17 protein-coding genes, 1 tRNA gene and 1 pseudogene are annotated in these 16,332 nt (G+C 54.5%); 8 read left to right on the plus strand and 11 right to left on the minus strand.

Annotated features, from left to right (window positions below):
* Window positions 1–79: 79 nt before the first annotated feature.
* From AUK29_03960 to AUK29_03985, 6 genes are all read left to right on the plus strand, one after another.
* Window positions 80–625 carry a hypothetical protein gene (locus AUK29_03960; protein OIP64669.1) on the plus strand — a complete coding sequence of 182 codons (546 nt, stop codon included), beginning with the start codon at window positions 80–82 and terminating at the stop codon, window positions 623–625.
* 170 nt (window positions 626–795) lie between these two features.
* The gene (locus AUK29_03965; GenBank protein ID OIP64670.1) at window positions 796–1,026 is read left to right on the plus strand and encodes a CopG family transcriptional regulator; all 231 of its coding nucleotides are present in this window, start codon (window positions 796–798) and stop codon (window positions 1,024–1,026) included.
* Window positions 1,013–1,276: an addiction module antitoxin gene (locus tag AUK29_03970; GenBank protein ID OIP64671.1), complete on the plus strand. Its 264-nt coding sequence runs from the start codon at window positions 1,013–1,015 to the stop codon at window positions 1,274–1,276. The genes AUK29_03965 and AUK29_03970 overlap by 14 nt, the downstream gene beginning before the upstream one ends.
* A 303-nt stretch (window positions 1,277–1,579) precedes the next feature.
* Window positions 1,580–2,593 carry a 2-hydroxyglutaryl-CoA dehydratase gene (locus AUK29_03975; protein ID OIP64672.1) on the plus strand — a complete coding sequence of 338 codons (1,014 nt, stop codon included), beginning with the start codon at window positions 1,580–1,582 and terminating at the stop codon, window positions 2,591–2,593.
* Between the two features lie 34 nt (window positions 2,594–2,627).
* The gene (locus AUK29_03980; GenBank protein ID OIP64673.1) at window positions 2,628–3,470 is read left to right on the plus strand and encodes a hypothetical protein; all 843 of its coding nucleotides are present in this window, start codon (window positions 2,628–2,630) and stop codon (window positions 3,468–3,470) included.
* A 224-nt stretch (window positions 3,471–3,694) separates the two neighbouring features.
* Window positions 3,695–3,771, plus strand: a tRNA-Met gene (locus AUK29_03985).
* A 337-nt stretch (window positions 3,772–4,108) separates the two neighbouring features.
* Here the strand turns inward: AUK29_03985 and AUK29_03990 are convergent.
* Together AUK29_03990 and AUK29_03995 are read right to left on the minus strand one after the other, a co-directional pair.
* Window positions 4,109–5,755: a hypothetical protein gene (locus tag AUK29_03990; protein ID OIP64674.1), complete on the minus strand. Its 1,647-nt coding sequence runs from the start codon at window positions 5,753–5,755 to the stop codon at window positions 4,109–4,111.
* Window positions 5,748–6,011, minus strand: coding sequence for a hypothetical protein (locus tag AUK29_03995; GenBank protein OIP64675.1), 264 nt, complete (start codon window positions 6,009–6,011; stop codon window positions 5,748–5,750). The genes AUK29_03990 and AUK29_03995 overlap by 8 nt, the downstream gene beginning before the upstream one ends.
* Window positions 6,012–6,321: 310 nt before the next feature.
* On the opposite strand from AUK29_03995, the gene AUK29_04000 reads away from it, so the two are divergent.
* The gene (locus AUK29_04000) at window positions 6,322–6,630 is read left to right on the plus strand and encodes a hypothetical protein (protein OIP64685.1); all 309 of its coding nucleotides are present in this window, start codon (window positions 6,322–6,324) and stop codon (window positions 6,628–6,630) included.
* Window positions 6,631–6,728: 98 nt separating this feature from the next.
* Here AUK29_04000 and AUK29_04005 read toward each other — a convergent pair whose 3' ends face one another.
* From AUK29_04005 to AUK29_04045, 9 genes are all read right to left on the minus strand, one after another.
* Window positions 6,729–7,562: a hypothetical protein gene (locus AUK29_04005; GenBank protein OIP64676.1), complete on the minus strand. Its 834-nt coding sequence runs from the start codon at window positions 7,560–7,562 to the stop codon at window positions 6,729–6,731.
* 107 nt (window positions 7,563–7,669) lie between these two features.
* Window positions 7,670–8,404: a hypothetical protein gene (locus AUK29_04010; protein ID OIP64677.1), complete on the minus strand. Its 735-nt coding sequence runs from the start codon at window positions 8,402–8,404 to the stop codon at window positions 7,670–7,672.
* A gap of 147 nt (window positions 8,405–8,551) precedes the next feature.
* Window positions 8,552–9,676 carry a nicotinate phosphoribosyltransferase gene (locus AUK29_04015; protein ID OIP64678.1) on the minus strand — a complete coding sequence of 375 codons (1,125 nt, stop codon included), beginning with the start codon at window positions 9,674–9,676 and terminating at the stop codon, window positions 8,552–8,554.
* Between the two features lie 57 nt (window positions 9,677–9,733).
* Entirely contained in the window at window positions 9,734–10,267 is a 534-nt protein-coding gene (locus tag AUK29_04020) for a nicotinamidase (GenBank protein ID OIP64679.1), read from the minus strand.
* A gap of 273 nt (window positions 10,268–10,540) precedes the next feature.
* Window positions 10,541–10,765, minus strand: coding sequence for a hypothetical protein (locus AUK29_04025; GenBank protein ID OIP64680.1), 225 nt, complete (start codon window positions 10,763–10,765; stop codon window positions 10,541–10,543).
* The gene (locus AUK29_04030; protein ID OIP64681.1) at window positions 10,762–10,965 is read right to left on the minus strand and encodes a HicB family protein; all 204 of its coding nucleotides are present in this window, start codon (window positions 10,963–10,965) and stop codon (window positions 10,762–10,764) included. Before AUK29_04030 ends, AUK29_04025 begins: the two co-directional genes overlap by 4 nt.
* Before the next feature lie 165 nt (window positions 10,966–11,130).
* Window positions 11,131–11,970, minus strand: a complete 840-nt coding sequence (locus tag AUK29_04035; GenBank protein OIP64682.1) for a deoxyribonuclease IV — start codon at window positions 11,968–11,970, stop codon at window positions 11,131–11,133.
* A gap of 184 nt (window positions 11,971–12,154) precedes the next feature.
* On the minus strand, window positions 12,155–13,036 hold the full coding sequence (locus tag AUK29_04040) for a hypothetical protein (protein ID OIP64683.1): 882 nt from the start codon (window positions 13,034–13,036) through the stop codon (window positions 12,155–12,157).
* Between the two features lie 320 nt (window positions 13,037–13,356).
* Window positions 13,357–14,706 (minus strand): phosphate starvation-inducible protein PhoH, encoded by a 1,350-nt coding sequence (locus AUK29_04045; GenBank protein OIP64684.1) that lies wholly within the window; start codon window positions 14,704–14,706, stop codon window positions 13,357–13,359.
* A gap of 200 nt (window positions 14,707–14,906) precedes the next feature.
* On the opposite strand from AUK29_04045, the pseudogene AUK29_04050 reads away from it, so the two are divergent.
* Window positions 14,907–16,332, plus strand: a pseudogene (locus AUK29_04050) (hypothetical protein).

The raw sequence follows: 16,332 nt of genomic DNA on the forward strand, positions 1-16,332 counted from the left end.
TCCCACCAGGGGAGGGGGAATATAACTTAGACCATCAAGTTTGGTAGTCGGGGAATGACAAGGTTGGTTATCGGATAATATGAAAACAACAGAGAAAGAAAAAAGCTCACTGGGCCTTTTGGAACGTCTCTACGTGGGCGAAGTGGTGAAGGGGCTCGCGATCACGGCAAGGCACTTCTTTCGCAATCTCTTCATTCATACGGCGCACCTGTTCGGCCTGATGAAAAGCAAGAAGGGGGCCGTGACCATCCAGTATCCTGAAGAGCGCCGGGTCATCCCCGCCGGATACCGGGCCCGGCATCGTCTGGTCCAAAGGGAAGACGGTTCCCCAAGGTGTGTGGCCTGCATGCTTTGCCCCACCATCTGTCCGGCGCAGTGCATCCATGTCCGCGCCGGTGAAAGCCGGGACCCTGCCATCGAGAAATATCCTGTGGAGTTTAATATTGTTCTGGACCGCTGTATCATGTGCGGCCTCTGTGTGGAGGCCTGCCCCGTGGATGCCATCCGCATGGACACAGGCATCGTGGAGATGTCCGCCTATGACCGGGAGGAGTTTGTCAATCGCAGGGATCTTCTTCTGAGCATGCACCCGCAAAAGCCCCCGCTCCCTGAAACCCGTCTATGAAATTGTGATCAGTGACTTTTGTGATCCCTCACACCAAATATTTTTTTGAAGGTATGAAAGTTTATGGGTATTTCCCTGCTATGCTTGTAAGAGCAAATTCATAGTGCGACATTATAATGTCTTGACATAACAACGTCATAGCGCTAAACTCAGCCATGGAGGTGACGAAAATGAGTGAAGCAAAACGGTCCACTATCTATTTTAAGCCGGAACTTCACCGGGCCCTGCGATTGAAGGCGGTTCATACCCAGCGCAGTCTGTCTGACATCGTGAATGACGCAGTTCGGGTCATCCTGAGAGAGGATCAGGAAGATCTCGCTGCATTCGATGATCGTGCGAAGGAGCCCGCCATAACTTACGAGGCGTTGTTAAAAGATTTGAAGGCCCATGGCAAGATATAGACTGATATTCAAGAAATCCGTTGCCAAGGATCTTCGTGGTATTCCGAACAAGGATGTCGTTCGGATTCTTAAATGCTTCGATTTGCTGGCTAAGGATCCGCGGGCGCCGGGCTGTGAGAAATTGTCCGGTCAGGAGAGGTATCGTGTCCGTCAAGGTGTCTACCGCATCATCTACGAAATCAGGGATGACATGCTCGTGGTCATCGTAGTAAAAGTTGGTCATCGGCGCGATGGGCATAAGAGCAGGTAGCTTCGGCGCTTAGTGGTCCTGTTCGTAAATATGGTAACGTACCGACTTGTACTCGGTTTACCGGTAGAGGGTCGTAGGGCGGTCTCATCAAGGCGCGCGACTGAGGCGTACCCTCTGGTACACCGCAAGGAGCGGAACGCTAATGAGACCGCCATACGGCCTCGAATGCCGCCGTATTTACGAATAGGGCCACTCAGGAACCTTCCTGTTTGACGGCAGATAAACATTAGATATTACGGGGGTCAGAACCCTTCATCATGTCCCATGTTGACATGGCAGGGGCAGTGTTGTAGAGTGCATTTCATGGAACAGAAGAAGGTCGGGTTTACCACCAGCATCCCAGTCGAAGTCCTCTTCGCGGCCGGCCGTATTCCGGTAGATCTGAACAACATCTTTATCGAGGATCCCGAAGCCGGCCTTCGTGTGGAGGAGGCCGAGACCCGGGGATTCCCGAGGAACACCTGTGGATGGATCAAGGGGATCTATGCGGCGGCCCGAGTCCGGCATCTGTCCGAGATCGTGGCCGTGACCCAGGGAGACTGCAGCAATACCCAGGCCCTCATGGAGGTCTTTGAGGAAGAGGGGATCCGCATATTTCCTTTTGCCTTTCCCTACGACCGGGACCACGACCTGCTCCGCCTTCAGATAGAGAAGATGGCTGAGCATTTCGGCGCCTCATGGGGGGAAGCGCAGAAAGTCAAGGAGGCCCTGGACCGGGTTCGGGAAAAGATCAGGGTGATAGACCGTGAGACCTGGGAGGGGAACCGGGTAACCGGTCAGGAGAACCATATCTATCAGGTCTGCTCAAGTGATTTCCGGGGTGACCCCTTGGCATACGAAAAGGATCTCGACCGCTTCCTGGCGGAAGTCCAAGAACGGCGTCCGTTTCCGGACGGGCCCCGCATCGGGTTTATCGGCGTCCCCCCCATCACGCGGGGGATCTATGACTTTATCGAAGAGGCCGGGGCCAGGGTGGTTTTCAATGAGATCCAGCGCCAGTTCGCCATGCCGTACGAGACCGAGGACCTGGTGGAGCAGTACCTCCACTACACCTATCCCTACAGCGTGTACGGCCGGATTGAAGATATCACGGCCCAGATCCGAATGCGCGGGATCCAGGGGGTGATCCATTACGTTCAGGCCTTCTGCTTCCGGCAGATCGAAGACATCCTGTTCAGGAAAAAGCTGAATGTCCCGGTGCTGACCCTCGAGGGGGATAAGCCCGGGCCCCTCGACCAGAGGACCAGGATCCGGATCGAGGCGTTCCTGGAGATGCTTCAGACGGACCGTTCCTGCATGCCGGTTTTTGGAGGGTGAGTTGTCGCACTTACGGATCCTTTGTGCCGCTTTAGTGTTTTTTTGCTTTTTCCCCGGTCCGGTTTCGGCGGGGAAAATCGTTCAGGGCTCAGGGACCGGTGTCATCCTCAGAGGGGATGTAGAGGGAGCCAGAAACAGGGCCCTTGACAAGGCCTTGAGGAACGCGATCCAGGAATCGCTCTCCGGCATCCTCAATTATACCGAAGCTCCGGACCAGGACAAGGCTTACGAGAAGATCCTCTCCACGGACCCGTTCTATTATATCGAATGGTACCGGTTCGTATTGGATGCCCGCGTCGAAAACCTCTACAAGATTGAACTGGAGGCCTCTGTCTCCGAGGATAAGGTTAAGAAAAGGCTTTCGGACATCGGGGTGATTCCTCACGCCAGTGAGTCCCTTCGACTCGGGATACTGATCACAAACAGGATAAACGTCTCATTACCTATAGGCATGTTTTCAGAGGCTGGAGAAGATTTTACCGGTTTTGCCGGCCAGCAGTTCCATGTGCGAGGTTTTCAAGTCATGGATGGCCCGCTCTCCGTGGACAACACCCCGGAGAGTTTTGAAAAGCTGCGTGAGAATAACCAGCTCACCGCCATCCAGGGACGAAGACTGGGTGTTGATGCGGTGGTGCTCGGTCAAGTGGAGATCGGCAAAGAGACGGATCGACCGGGTACGGACCGCTCAGAGAATTATCATGTTGAAATCTGGGTCAGGGCCATCCGCTCCAGGGATGCCGCCGTTCTCGGACTCAGAGAGGGGGATTTTATTCTGGAGAAGAACGCATCCAGGGCCATGTCCCGGCAGCAGGTCTACCAGCATTTTGACTCTCTGCTTGCCTTGATCGGCAAAGATATTTATGAGAATGCGAAGTAGGGAAATGGGGGTCAGACACCCATTAGCATTTCTCTGAGAGCGTCATTCCCCGACTGGATCGGGGAACCCAGACAAAATATAAGGAGTGGATGCTCCGGTTGGCCCTGTCCTCCGATCCCCCGATCCAGTCGGAGGGCAGGCATTTTTGTCGCAGACCCAATTCACAGAAATATTCTTGACAATTTAAGCGGAATTCATTAATTTAAACGGTCTTGGTAGTTTGGGGCGGTGTAGCTCAGCCGGTCAGAGCATACGGCTCATATCCGTAGAGTCGCTGGTTCGAGTCCAGCCACCGCCACCAATCTTCGTTCGAAACGTAGTGAGAACGAAGATTGTCACGGCGTAGTCGTCAGACGAAGCCGGACTTCAAATTCAGAATCAGACTCACACATCGTTTCGAACGACGCCTTGGCATTTATGATGGCGGAGTTAAAAACGAAGCTTCAATCCAATAAGTACACGCAAACAAACACCTTTTAATTGCATATAGGTAAACCCCCGGCTCTGCCGGGGGACTCCCGGAGTTTGGCCATTCCGGGAGTATGCAGTTAATCGAAATGCTTTACCCCTCACCCTTATCCTCTCCCACAAGGGGCGAGGGAACTGCCGGCGGGCATCCCCTCCCTTGATGCTCATCTTTACCCATAACCGGGGTTGGATGAGACCGCAGGGGGGATATGTTGAGGTCGAAGCACAAAGGCGATGTACGCCTGGGTTATATCGTCAAGACGCTGCAGCCCGCGCCAGAGGGTTTCCGTCCCTGGCTCGCCGTCCGATTTGCGGTTGAGGAAGCCGCCCAGCGTCACGACCATGATCATCGCCTGCCGGAGCGTGGGCGGCGCAGCCGGGACCACGGGGGTCTGATTCATGAAGCCGACAAGGGCTTTCCATGTTGCATCGTCAAAGTAAACCGTGCAGGGCACGTTCGGTGTTTCACGACCGAGCCAGGTGAGATGATGAATCCGCCACGCCACCACCATATCGATCGCCAGACAGTTTTCCAGACGCCGTGCTGTTCCCAGTTGCCTGTCCTCAATGCGGCAGCCGCTCTTGAGCACGCGGTGGTATATTTCAATGCCCCAGCGCTTGGTATAATAGGCAAGGGCGGCCTTTGCCTCCTCAAAGGAGGTCGTCGCCAGGGTGGTAAGCAGCATCCATTCGAGCGGTTCGATGCCGGCGGGCGCGTCGATCTCCTTGGCATGGACGGCATAAAGCGGCACATCGGGCAAACCGGGTTTTCGATGAGGGGTCTTGAGGGTGACCGGGGCAAAGCGAACTTCGAGCCTCGCCGTCCGCAGAGTCCGATCCGGTCGCGGCGGCGCCGCCACCTCTACCACACCGGCAGGCTTCAGGGCATCCATGAAAGGCCACAGGCGCTGGATGTGCTCCTCATCGTCGGCGACGTTTCGATTGCGAGATCGTTCCGCCCGGATGAGCAGCTCGGCGCTTTTGCGGGTTTGGAGATGTTCGGCAAACAACTCATCGTCATCGGCCTCGCGGTCCGCCATCACGATAAGCTTCGTGTTGGGGCACCTGGCCTGGATTGCAGAGACGGCCAGGTAGCTCTTGAGCCATTTGAAGCTCTCTTTTCCTTCAATAGGCTTGCCGTGGCGCTCGTGCCGCTTGCCTGCCTCGTCTTCGTTTCGCGCCCAGCACTGCACATCGAGCAGACCGAGCGGGGTGCCCTCCGGCGTAAACGCCATGGTATCATGCAGCAGAAGTCCTATGCTTTTATCGCCCTGCGTGTTGATGGGACCGAGGCCGAGGGTTTCGGGATGGCTCGTGTAATTGAGGCTCGTGGTGTCCTGTACGACCAGGACGACTTCTTGGGCGCGCAGGCGTTGTTCAGTCGTCTCGAAGTGGGGCGACAGGATGGCATTCATACTAACCTGATCATTGTCGAAGAACCGGTAAGCCGCTTTTGCGGCGGCATCGGTGGCGCACGCCTGGGGGATGTTGTCGGCAGGCATAGCGAAAAAAGATCCGCCCAGTTGCATCAGTCGATTCCCCAGCCTTTTATCGCCCAACGCCGCGCCGCCGAACTCTTCCTCGGTCCAGTCGGCTGGTTCCCGGTACGGTGGTTTTTGACGAGTGGAAACGGTTCCATCCGCAAGCCGGCACAAGGTCGTTTTCCAATCATCGCAGAGGGGATACAGGTAGACATCTTTGGTCGTCGTTCCTGTTCCCTGACGGCCTCGACCCGTGGTGGCGCCCGCATAGTGCCAGTTGGCGGCGCGATAGCAGACCCCCGTAAACCGGCCTCGTTCTATAAAGGTCTCAAGCAAAACGGGGCCGATACGAATACCGTTCCTGCCAGTCCTCAGCGAGCCGTTTAGAGCACTGAGAAAGAACGTGGGAGGCCAGGCCCGGCACCTTGACCATGGGCGCAATCAGAAACCGGCTGTTGTTGACCACGAGTTGCAGGGTCTGTTTGCGGGCGTCTTCACTCCAGCCGATGAACTCGTCCCGGCAGCGCACCCGCCAGGCCGAGGCGCTGAAAGAAAGGCCTCCGAGCCAGCCGAAGCGCTCGTTCCATACCAAGAGGGTAGGTCGGCACTACAAGCCATTTCAAGAAGGCGCACCTTTCTATATCAATGGCTTACACTCTCCTTGCCTGGAAAATTCGTCCGTTTCAGGAGCGAGTTGCGGAAGTCGGGCTAATGAATAGACAAGAAGATGCAAATTGTTAAGTCCCTATCGTCATTATTGTAAGGCGGTTGATCATTATCCGTTCCCGGAGAGGCTGCAAAAAAAATATGTTCATGGTGTTTCATGTTTATTGTGTTTCAGTTGTTGACAGTTTCATTGCGGGGAAATATAATTTATAGAAATGCTGCAAGAAAAGCCTTATATGAAAAAACTCAACTGCTGGGATATCAAGAAATGCGGCCGGGAACCCGGAGGTAGACATGTGCACGATCTGGGTGAATGCCCTGCGGCAACATTGGGCAAACTTGATGGGGTGCACGGCGGCAGAAATGCAGGCCGGGCCTGCTGGGTCGTCGCGGGGACCCTGTGCGGCGGAAAGATCCAGGGGACCTTCGCCAGGAAATATGACGACTGCAAGGTCTGTGACTTTTACAAAAAGGTACAGAAGGAAGAAAGGATGAATTTCGTCTTCGCTACGATCCTTCTGGGACGTCTGAACAGCCCAGAATGACCGGTTACCTATCTACACATGGGGCATACCCACCGGGGGGTTATGTCTTTTCCCTTGAAATATGATCCAATGATCAATGGGTGACCCCTTGGCTGAGATTATCTGACCTTGGTGGCGGCGCGCCAGCCCAGTTCGTAGAAGTCGGTCATGCAGGAGGGGCAGCGGGGCCATTCGATACCCAGGATCGAGTATATCTCATCCTCCAGGTAATCCACGCTGAAGAAGCTCTCGTCCAGGGCGATCCCGCCGCTCTTTACTTTTTTCCCCTTGTACATGGAATAGACATTGAGCAGGCTTCCCGAGACCTTGGCGTTGTATTGGTTTGCCACCTTTCTGGCCTCGTCGCTCCTCTGGGCGCAGATGATCTTGATGTCGTCTGCGTCGAGCTGAACCACGACCTTTTTCACAAGGATTTTCGGAAGGTTTACGATCCGAACACGGGATGATTTTTCCACGGCTTTGAGGATGGCCTCGGTCCCTCTTTCCGCGTCATAAAGGGTCATGATGTTCAGGACATCCATCTGGTCTTCGAGGAGGATATCCCGGTGCATGGACTGGATGCATTTCACGCATCGTCTGTAGGTGATGCCCCCGATGTTGAGGATCTCTTTATCGTCGTACCAGATGTTGTAGATCTTATGCTTGAGAAAGATTTCACCCTTCTCTACGACCCGTCCGTAAATCGTCCCTTTCATCTTCACGGAGGTGAAGACCTCTCTGCCGAGGTCCTGGATGTCGGCGGGGAGTCCGTCCACAAGGTTGTTGTACAAGGTCACTTTTTTCCCCTGGAGCAGGGGACGCCATTCCCGGATCAGATTGAGAGGAATATTAACAAGCTCAATACTGCTGTTCCGTTCAATCTCTTCCCGTAAGACCTTGAGACCTTCTTCAATGCTGAAAATCTCATCAACCTGGAACTCAAGGAGTGCCATGGCCCTCTCTCCTGTTAAATCCATTTAATAGGATACAACAAAGAGGGCATTCTTGACAAATCTATTTTTGATGGTCAAATAGAAACAGGGGGGAATGATATTCGGTTTCAGCAGGTCTCCACACGGCTTGCGGCTTTTTCGATGATTCCGACGGCCTGAAGCCCCATCAGGATACGGCAAATCTCGAAATCGCCGATTTCAAGTTCATTACAGATCTCCCGGACCGATCGGGCCTGATGGAGCGCCTCGACCACCTTTTTTTCCTTGGGCTTCATGTATATCCTGTTGAGGATCTCCCCGTTTGATTCACAAAGCCTAAAGCGTGCGTCCAGGGAGCCGATCCCGGACTGGATGATTTTCCAGCTGGTGATGCGTCTCGTTCCATCCAGGATCAAATCCAGGGTTTTGGCCTTGAGCGTGATAGGCTCGCTTTTGAGAGGGTCCATGGAGATAAAGGTATAGCTCCCCCGGTCCCAGTGAAAGAGGCTCATGATGATCTCTTTGACTTGTTCTTTGACCGCCCAATTCAAATTCTGCTGTGTGATGACCCCCAGTTCCACAAGGATCTCCCCATGTCGCCGATTCGGCGTCATGAGCTCCGAGGATCGCTCGAAATCCTCGAGCGTGAGTTTCCCGTGCTGGAACAGGAAGATTCCCAGGCGGTCGTTCTCCCAGTTCGACGTGGCAAAAACGATGTTCCCGTTGTTGAGGTAGATCGACTTTTTGATCTCGTCCTGCTCAATGGTCAGCATCCCGCTTTCCAAGCGGTCACAAAGGGATTTCAGTATTCCGGACAGAGGGGTATTTTCAAGCCGGCCTTCCTGTTCAAAATAGATCTGCATAGGGTCTGCCTCGTCAGGATTCCTTGTAGTTGGATGAAAATATGATCGGACCGATATGATATCCGTCCAGCTTTTTTCTATTATATAATGGGATGGCCGCCTTTTCAAGGAGTTTAACCGGCTCTCTGCACGGACGGAACCAGGGGATCATAGACTGGCGAGCTGGCCCAGGACAAATTCCCGGATTGGCCGGGGGTCTGGAAGGGTTTGGACGGCCTTCCCGCTGCTGAGCAGGGCGTTGAGAAGGTCGATATATGCTTTTCCGCAGGTACAGAGATCCTGCTTGTCTTTCAGCGGGAGGATCTTTCTGGCGCGGCAGTGGGGGCAAAAGACCACCCGTTTGGCCCCGGACCACTTGCCCCGTTTGGCCAGGGGCTTCCCTTCTATTTCCACGATGTCCATGGCAAAGTCGACGACCGGGGCGTTGCTGATGAAGGTCCCGATGCCGTAGGCATCGACCACCGGATTGAGACGGAGGATCTCCTCTTCGTTGAGACCGCCGCTGACAAAGAGCTTGAGGTCCTTAAATCCCCGAAGATCGAGTTCCCAGCGTACCTCCTGAAGGATCTTCAGGAAATCCCCTCGCCTGGAGCCGGGCGTATCGAGTCGCACCGCATAAAGATCCTTGCCCATGGCCTCGGCCACATTGAGGGTCTCGAACTTTTCATCGTGGAAGGTATCAATCAGGGAGACCCGTTTCACGGTTTTATCGATGATCTCGTGAAAGGCCCTGGTGGCTGTAAGGGTATCCCCCATGACCAGGATAAGGGCGTGGGGCATGGTCCCCACAGGCGCGGCCCCGATGAGTTCTGCGCTCTTTCCAACGGCGACAGCGTCGCACCCGCCGATATAGGCGCTCCGCTCGATCATCGGGACAATGGCCGGGTGCATCCTTCTGGCCCCGAAGCTGATCACGGCACGGTCACCCGCGGCCTTTTTGCAGCGTGCGGCGCGGGTCGCCACACCCGATGCCTGGCAGATCAGGCCGAGGAGGGCGGTTTCGAAGAGGGTGAAGTCCGTATACTCTCCCTCCACCTCCATAACCGGTTCCAGGGGATAGAAGATAGAGCCTTCTTTCATGGACCGGATGTGAACCGGGCGCCCTTCCATGAGTGAGGCGCATTCCTCGATCCCTGCGAGGACCCCCCATTCATAACCCATGGGGAGCTCCTTGGCAATGAACTCGGCCCGCACGTGTTTGCGGATCCCCTTTTTCTTCAAGACTTCGAGGGTCCGTTCAAAGTAGACATCGGTGATCTTACCCTGGCGTATCTCTTCATCGGTGGCCGTATGAAATCTTTTTTTGTTCGTGTTCCTGCCCTTTCCCGGTCAGACGATCTCGGCATGGAGGACCTCCTGCATCTGCTTCAAGGCGAAGGCATGGTCCCCTGGGTCCAGTCCGGCCACGCCGTCCCGGAGAACGCTCACCTGATAACCCCGGGATCGGGCGTCCGCCACCGTATACAGAACGCAGATGTTGCTTACCACGCCGGTGACCATGAGATGGCCAACCCCCAGGGATTTGAGCGTCCGGTCCAGTCCGCTCTGGTAGAAGCCCGAGTATCGTTTCTTTTTTATGATAACCTCTCCAGGTTCCGGGGCAAGAGAGTCGATGACCTCGGCGCCTCTGGTCCCCTCCATGGCGTGAGGCGGCCAGTATTCAAATTCCTGGTCGTCAGTGTCGTGTGCATCACAGATGTAAATAACCGGAAGCCTTTGCGATCTCATTTCCTTTAGTTTTTCCTGAAGAAAAGGGATGATCCCCGCTGCCGAGGGGACCCTGAGCGGCGCCTCCGGAAGGATGAAGTCATTCAGCATATCGATCACCAGAAGGGCCTTTTTGGATCCGTGTTTTAATGCCATACAGATCACCCCTTCAGTACGGACATACAGCCTGTGGATGTTCAATAGTATAGCACATTCCCTGGAAAATGCACTTTGCAGGGGAAAGGCTCAATTCATGCCAGTTTTAAAAGAAGGTTTAGATTTTCAGTTCATCTCCAAAAGAGTGGGTGAAAACATCAGGGGTCAAGGATTACGCTTCGCGTGCACCGCTTTTCTCCATCTTTGCCGTCTGCGACGGCTACTACACTGTGGTATCTTGGGGTCCAGGGGTCAAGTGAAGTGCTCGCCACTTTACAGATTCAGAAATTCATCAACCGTTAATCTCGCCTGTCTCAGGATATGTGAAAGTGTAGAGCGTTTGATTGGACGGTGGGCGGGAACAGTAAGCTTGAGTACCTCCGTCTGAGTGTGTTTCTGCAGGCGTATGTGGCTGCCTTTCTGCCTGACGACAACCCACCCCCCGCGCCGCAGAGCCTTGATCACTTCTTCATAGCCGAGGCTCGGGACTTTCGTCATACCGCTATGTCCAGAAATTCGGCGTCTTGAGCAAAATCAAGATCATCATCAACCGGCTCAAGATACAGTTCTATCGCCTCCTTTATGTTGGTGAGAGCTTTCTCTCTCGTATCGCCTTCGCTTATACAACCCGGCAGCGCGGGCACGATTACGGTATATCCCCCGTCTTCACTCGGCTCTAATATAACTCTGATTTTCATTTACATAGCCTCCTGATGCTATTAACCCAACCCACTTTGTTCTTACTATATTATCAAACATGAGCCCATGTCAAGATGTTCAAACAGCGCGGACCCATTCGTCGAGTCTTTGCCAAAGAGGGGAATTTCTCCCTCTGTGTTTAACGGTCAAGGCGCTTCTTGAATTTAGGTGGCGGAAGATCGGGCCAGGTTCAAGAGACGGTCCAGGTTTTTCCTGTCCATCTCATCATTTTTCCCTTTGGGGGTCTCGAGGATCTTGGGGACGGTCTTGAAACGGGGGTCGGTCATGAGGCGGCGGAACGCCGGGAGCCCGATCTCCCCCTCACCGATATGTCCATGGCGGTCCACGCGGCTTTTGAACTCTTTTTGGGAATCATTGACGTGGATGCACCGGATCTTCTCAAGGCCGAAGCGCGCGATAAGAGCGCTCATGGTCTCTTCATATCCCTCGTCCGTTCGGATGTCGTAGCCGGCGGCGAAGATATGGCAGGTATCCACGCAGACCCCCAGCCGTTCGGGTTCAGTTACTGAGGAGATGATCCGTTCGATCTGCTCGAAGGTGTATCCCAGGTTGGTCCCTTGGCCGGCCGTGGTTTCGAGCAGGATCTTCATGGCAAAGCCGCTCGTCTTTTTATGCAGGTCGTTCAAGGATCGGCTGATCTGCAGCAGGCCCTCTTTCTCACCGGACCCCATGTGGGCGCCTGGGTGCATGACCAGATAAGGGATGCCTAGCGTCTCGGTCCGCTCCATCTCTTGGAGCAGGGAGTTCCGGGAGGCCTCGAGTTTCTTGGGGTCCGGGGAGGCGATATTGATGAGGTAAGAATCGTGCACCACCACCGGTGAGATTCCGGTCTGTTTTTCCATGGTTTTGAATGAGAGGACTTCTTCCTCGGACAGGGGAGGGGCCTTCCATTGTGTTGCGTTCCGGGTGAAAATCTGTATGGTGCGGCAGCCGAGATCACGGCCTCGGCCCAGGGAGAGGGAGATCCCGCCGGCAATGGACATGTGGGCGCCGATCAGAGGGGCATGCTTCGGGGTTGCCGGCCCCTTTCCCTTTGAGATTTTCTTAGACCTTGGTGAAGCTGACGCCATCGGACAAACCTCACAAGTTACGCAAACCGTGTCTGCTGCATTAAAGGAGATCTTACAGGATGATCAGCAGGGTGGCAAGTCCGGAAACAGCGAGTTTCTATTCAAAGAATGGGGCCTGAACCGGAAGTTGTTTGACAACGGACTCGCAGGCGGAGTCGTTGAGCCTGCTCCCCAAGGCAAGGCGTTTCAGGCTCTTTTTGAGCTTTCCGGCAGATCGGATATTGGCCTTTCCGGTGGGGTCCAGTTTCAGGCATTCGGCGCGCTCAAAGGAGATCAGGAGATCCAGGATGAGAAGCATGGAGAGGCGGTGATATTTGTTCATGTCTTCCAATCCCAGGCTCCACCGGGAAAAGGAGGTCAGGCCCCGGACGATCTGGCGCCACTGTTTCAGGCGGTTGATCAGCAGGATGCCGTTGAAGATTCCCTTGTTCACCTCAAAGGGGAAAATCGTCCGTTCCACGATGGTCCGGATCAGCCGGTCGTGGGTTTTTTGGACCTCTTTGTCTATCTTTTTGAATTCATGCCAGTATTTGCGCCCGATCAGGCTGTCGGCGCGGATCTCCCAGTAGGTATGCCCAAGTGATTTTGTGCTGTAGGCGCTGATCATGCGGCTGGGGACAAAAAAGTTGTGGGCCACGGTATCGGCAGCCAAGTGGCAGAGGTAGCCGAAGGCAAAGGCCTTCTGCGCCGTGCTCTCGGCCTCGGAAAGGATCTTGAAGCCGATTCTCCAGTTGTGGCAATGTTTGCGGTATGGAATATATTTCTTCCCGACCGTGATGTCCGCGCTGATGCAGCCATACAGGAAATCATAGGGAAATTTAGTAAGGATTGAGGCCACCAGCGGGGAAAGGGCTGAAACATCCTTGAGGATTTCCACGCCGAGATAGATATGTGTAGCAGGTCCCCAGGCATAGGCAGGATGAGGGATGAGCAAAAAAAAGACCAAAGTAACTACAAACGTCAATAAAAATGAAAACATTCTCTGTATCTATACTTCCGGCATACGCTTTATCAATAAGCGGTTATGGTTCTTTACCCATTTTATTTTATTATAGATTAAAAATATGAAAGGGGTCAAGGATAATCTTGGTTGTGAAAAAGAGTACTTAGTGGTCCTGTTCGTAAATATGGTAACGTACCGAGAGGGTCGTAGGGCGGGCGCATCAAGGCGCGCGACTGAGGCGTACCCTTCTGGTACACCGCAAGGAGCGGAACGCCGATGAGCCCGCCCTACGGCACTCGAATGCCACCATATTTACGAATAGGGCCACTTAGCCTTTCCCCATGATGGAATCCGGTTTAAAGGATCTTTGCCGCCAGTTCAGCAAGATCCGACCTTTCTCCCTTGAACAGGGTGACATGCCCGGACAGGGGCTCACCCTTGAACCTCTCCACCACATAGGTCAATCCGTTGCTTGATGAATCCACATAAGGATTATCGATCTGGTAGGGATCTCCGGTCAGAACCACCTTGGTCCCTTGACCGGCCCGCGTAATGACGGTCTTGATTTCGTGGGGCGTGAGGTTCTGCGCCTCGTCCACAATCAGGTACTGGTTGGGAAGGCTTCGTCCCCGGATATAGGTCAGGGCCTCGAGCTGAAGGGTCCCCATTTCCTGAAGTTCCTTGAGGTTTCTCTTGATCTCCTCGGGCCCTCCGGATGAGCCGAGCAGAAATTCCATGTTGTCGAAGATCGGCTGCATCCAGGGGAGAAGCTTTTCCTCAATGTCCCCCGGGAGGTAACCCAGATCCTTGCCCATGGGGAGGATGGGGCGGCAGGCCACCAGCCGTTTGTACAGCCCCTGCTCGGCAGTCTGTTCCAGGCCGGCTGCCAGGGCGAGGAGGGTCTTACCTGTTCCGGCAATCCCCACAAGGGTGACCACCTTCACCTTCTGATCCATCAGAAGTTCCATGGCATACTGCTGTTCTTTGTTCAATGGACGTATCCCCCATACGCCCGCGCTGAAATCCTTGAGGGGGGAAATGACCTTGTTGTCTGCATGATAACGGGCCAGGGCTGAGTGTGAGCGGGAAGACAAATCCACAAGATGGATGAATTGGTTGGGCGCGAGTCCATCGGTTTCCCAGGGGAGTCCTTTTTGCCGGTAGAATTTGTCGATCATCTCTGACGAGACATCCTTGGTCGTGACGCCCGTATAAAGTTCGCTGATTTCCACCTTGTTGGTGGTGTAGTCCTCGGCCTGGATGCCGAAGGCATTCCCCTTGATCCTCATGTTGGTATCCTTGGTGACCAGGATCACCTCCTGCTTGGGGTTGGTCTGCTTGAGCGCCATGGCCACGGAGAGAATCCGGTTGTCCGCCTTGGAGATGTGGAGTTCAGGAGGGAGGAGATCAAAGACCTTTTTTTCCACAAAGACTCTGAGGGCGCCTCCGTTTTTCAACTGGACACCCTGGGAGAGGCCTTTTTGTTTTCGGAGTTCATCCAATCTCCTGGAAACCAGCCGTGCGTTCCTGCCGGTCTCGTTCAGGTCCTTCTTGAAACGGTCCATCTCCTCGATCACCACCACAGGGATGACCACGTCATTTTCCTTAAAGGAGAAGAGCGAATCCGGGTCGTAAAGAAGGACATTGGTGTCCAGGACGTAGATTTTCTTTAAATGATTCTGTTTACTACCTTCTTCATCTCCCATGGGCAGATCTCCGCTGAACGTTCATAAAGTTAATGAACCCTTGAACCCTTATTTGAAGTATAACACAGAATTTCCGGTATTTGAAACCGTTTAAAAAACAGGGGGATCATCCTGGGCCTCTTGCGGAAAGTACATATATTGATTGACTTTTGCGGCCAAATATCCTATTTTCCATTGGTTAACTTACAAAGGGGTCTGATATGTCTTTACTGAAGAAGGGTTTTTCAGGGGTCATGCGGGTCTTGATCCTGTTTTGTCTGGGATTCAGCCTGAGACCGGCACAGGTTTTAGCCGCTGATTATGCGTTTGTCTCTCCGGTTTTCTATACCTATGACTATATCAGCGCCTCCACCGGGGGTGCCCGGCTCGACCTCGGGGCCGATGCGGTGAGTGCGGCGGTCGACCTCGGGTTTACCTTCAATTTTTACAATAACGCTTACACGCAGATCATCGTGGGCGCGAATGGCGTGATCGGTTTCCCGAACGACACCAGCGGCCTTGAGACAACCCTGCGCCTTCCATCCATACCGGACGCGGCCGCTCCCAATGCGGTTATCGCCCCGCTCTCTTCAAACCTGGACCCCTCCAAGGGGGGAAGCATCTATACCCTAACCGGGGGGGTGGAGGGGAGCCGCTATTTTGTGGCGGAGTGGATCGGCGTGCCGGTGGAGGGAAAAGGGGGCGCCCGGACCTTTGAGGTGATCCTTTATGAAAACAACAGCGACATCCTGTTCCAATACAAGGAGCTCCGAGGCGGTGAGGTCATCGATTTGACAACCGCCACTGTGGGGATTGAGAACCAGGACGGGTCATCGGGGCTCACCCTTGATCCATCCGAACTCCAGGAAGGAAAATCGGTCCTCTTCTCGATCTCCGACCCGGACGCTGACGGCGATGGGATGATCGACCGTTTCGAGACCTTTTACGGCCTGGACCCGGTCACAGACGACGGCGCCTCCGACAAGGATGGGGACGGGCTCTCCAATCTGGCCGAATTCAATGCAGGGACCAATCCCACGAACACGGATACGGACGGGGACGGGATCCTGGACGGCAAGGATATTGACCCCAAGGATATGGATGCCGACAAGGACGGCATCCGGGATGACAAAGAGGATCTCAACAAAGACGGGGTGCTGGATGCCGGCGAGACCGATCCTTCACTGGTGGATACGGACGGCGACGGATACAACGATGCCGTAGAGATCACCTACCAGGCGGATCCCCGAGACGCCTCTTCGGCGCCGAATCTTTCCGGTTACATCAAGGTGACCGGTTCGATACAGGCCGCAATTGATGCGGCCTCTTCCGGCGCCCTCCTTTATATTCCTTCCGGAACCTACACTGAAGATCTGGTCATGAACAAGACCATCACCCTGATCGGGGCGGATCCGGGCAGCACCTTCCTCAAGGGCGGGATCACCATCACCGGCGCGGACGGGGTCGTCCTCACGGGGTTCACGATTCAGACACAGAATACGGATCCGGCTGTGAAAATTACAGGAGATGCCGCCTCGGCCACTGGTGCATACCTGGTGAACGTGACTCTGAAAGACTGTATCAACGGGATCCTGATCTCTGACACAGCGGGCTCCGGCGGAGCCTCGGGCGCCGAGACGGGGGCGA

Source organism: Nitrospirae bacterium CG2_30_53_67, assembly GCA_001873285.1.
GTDB lineage: Bacteria > CG2-30-53-67 > CG2-30-53-67 > CG2-30-53-67 > CG2-30-53-67 > CG2-30-53-67.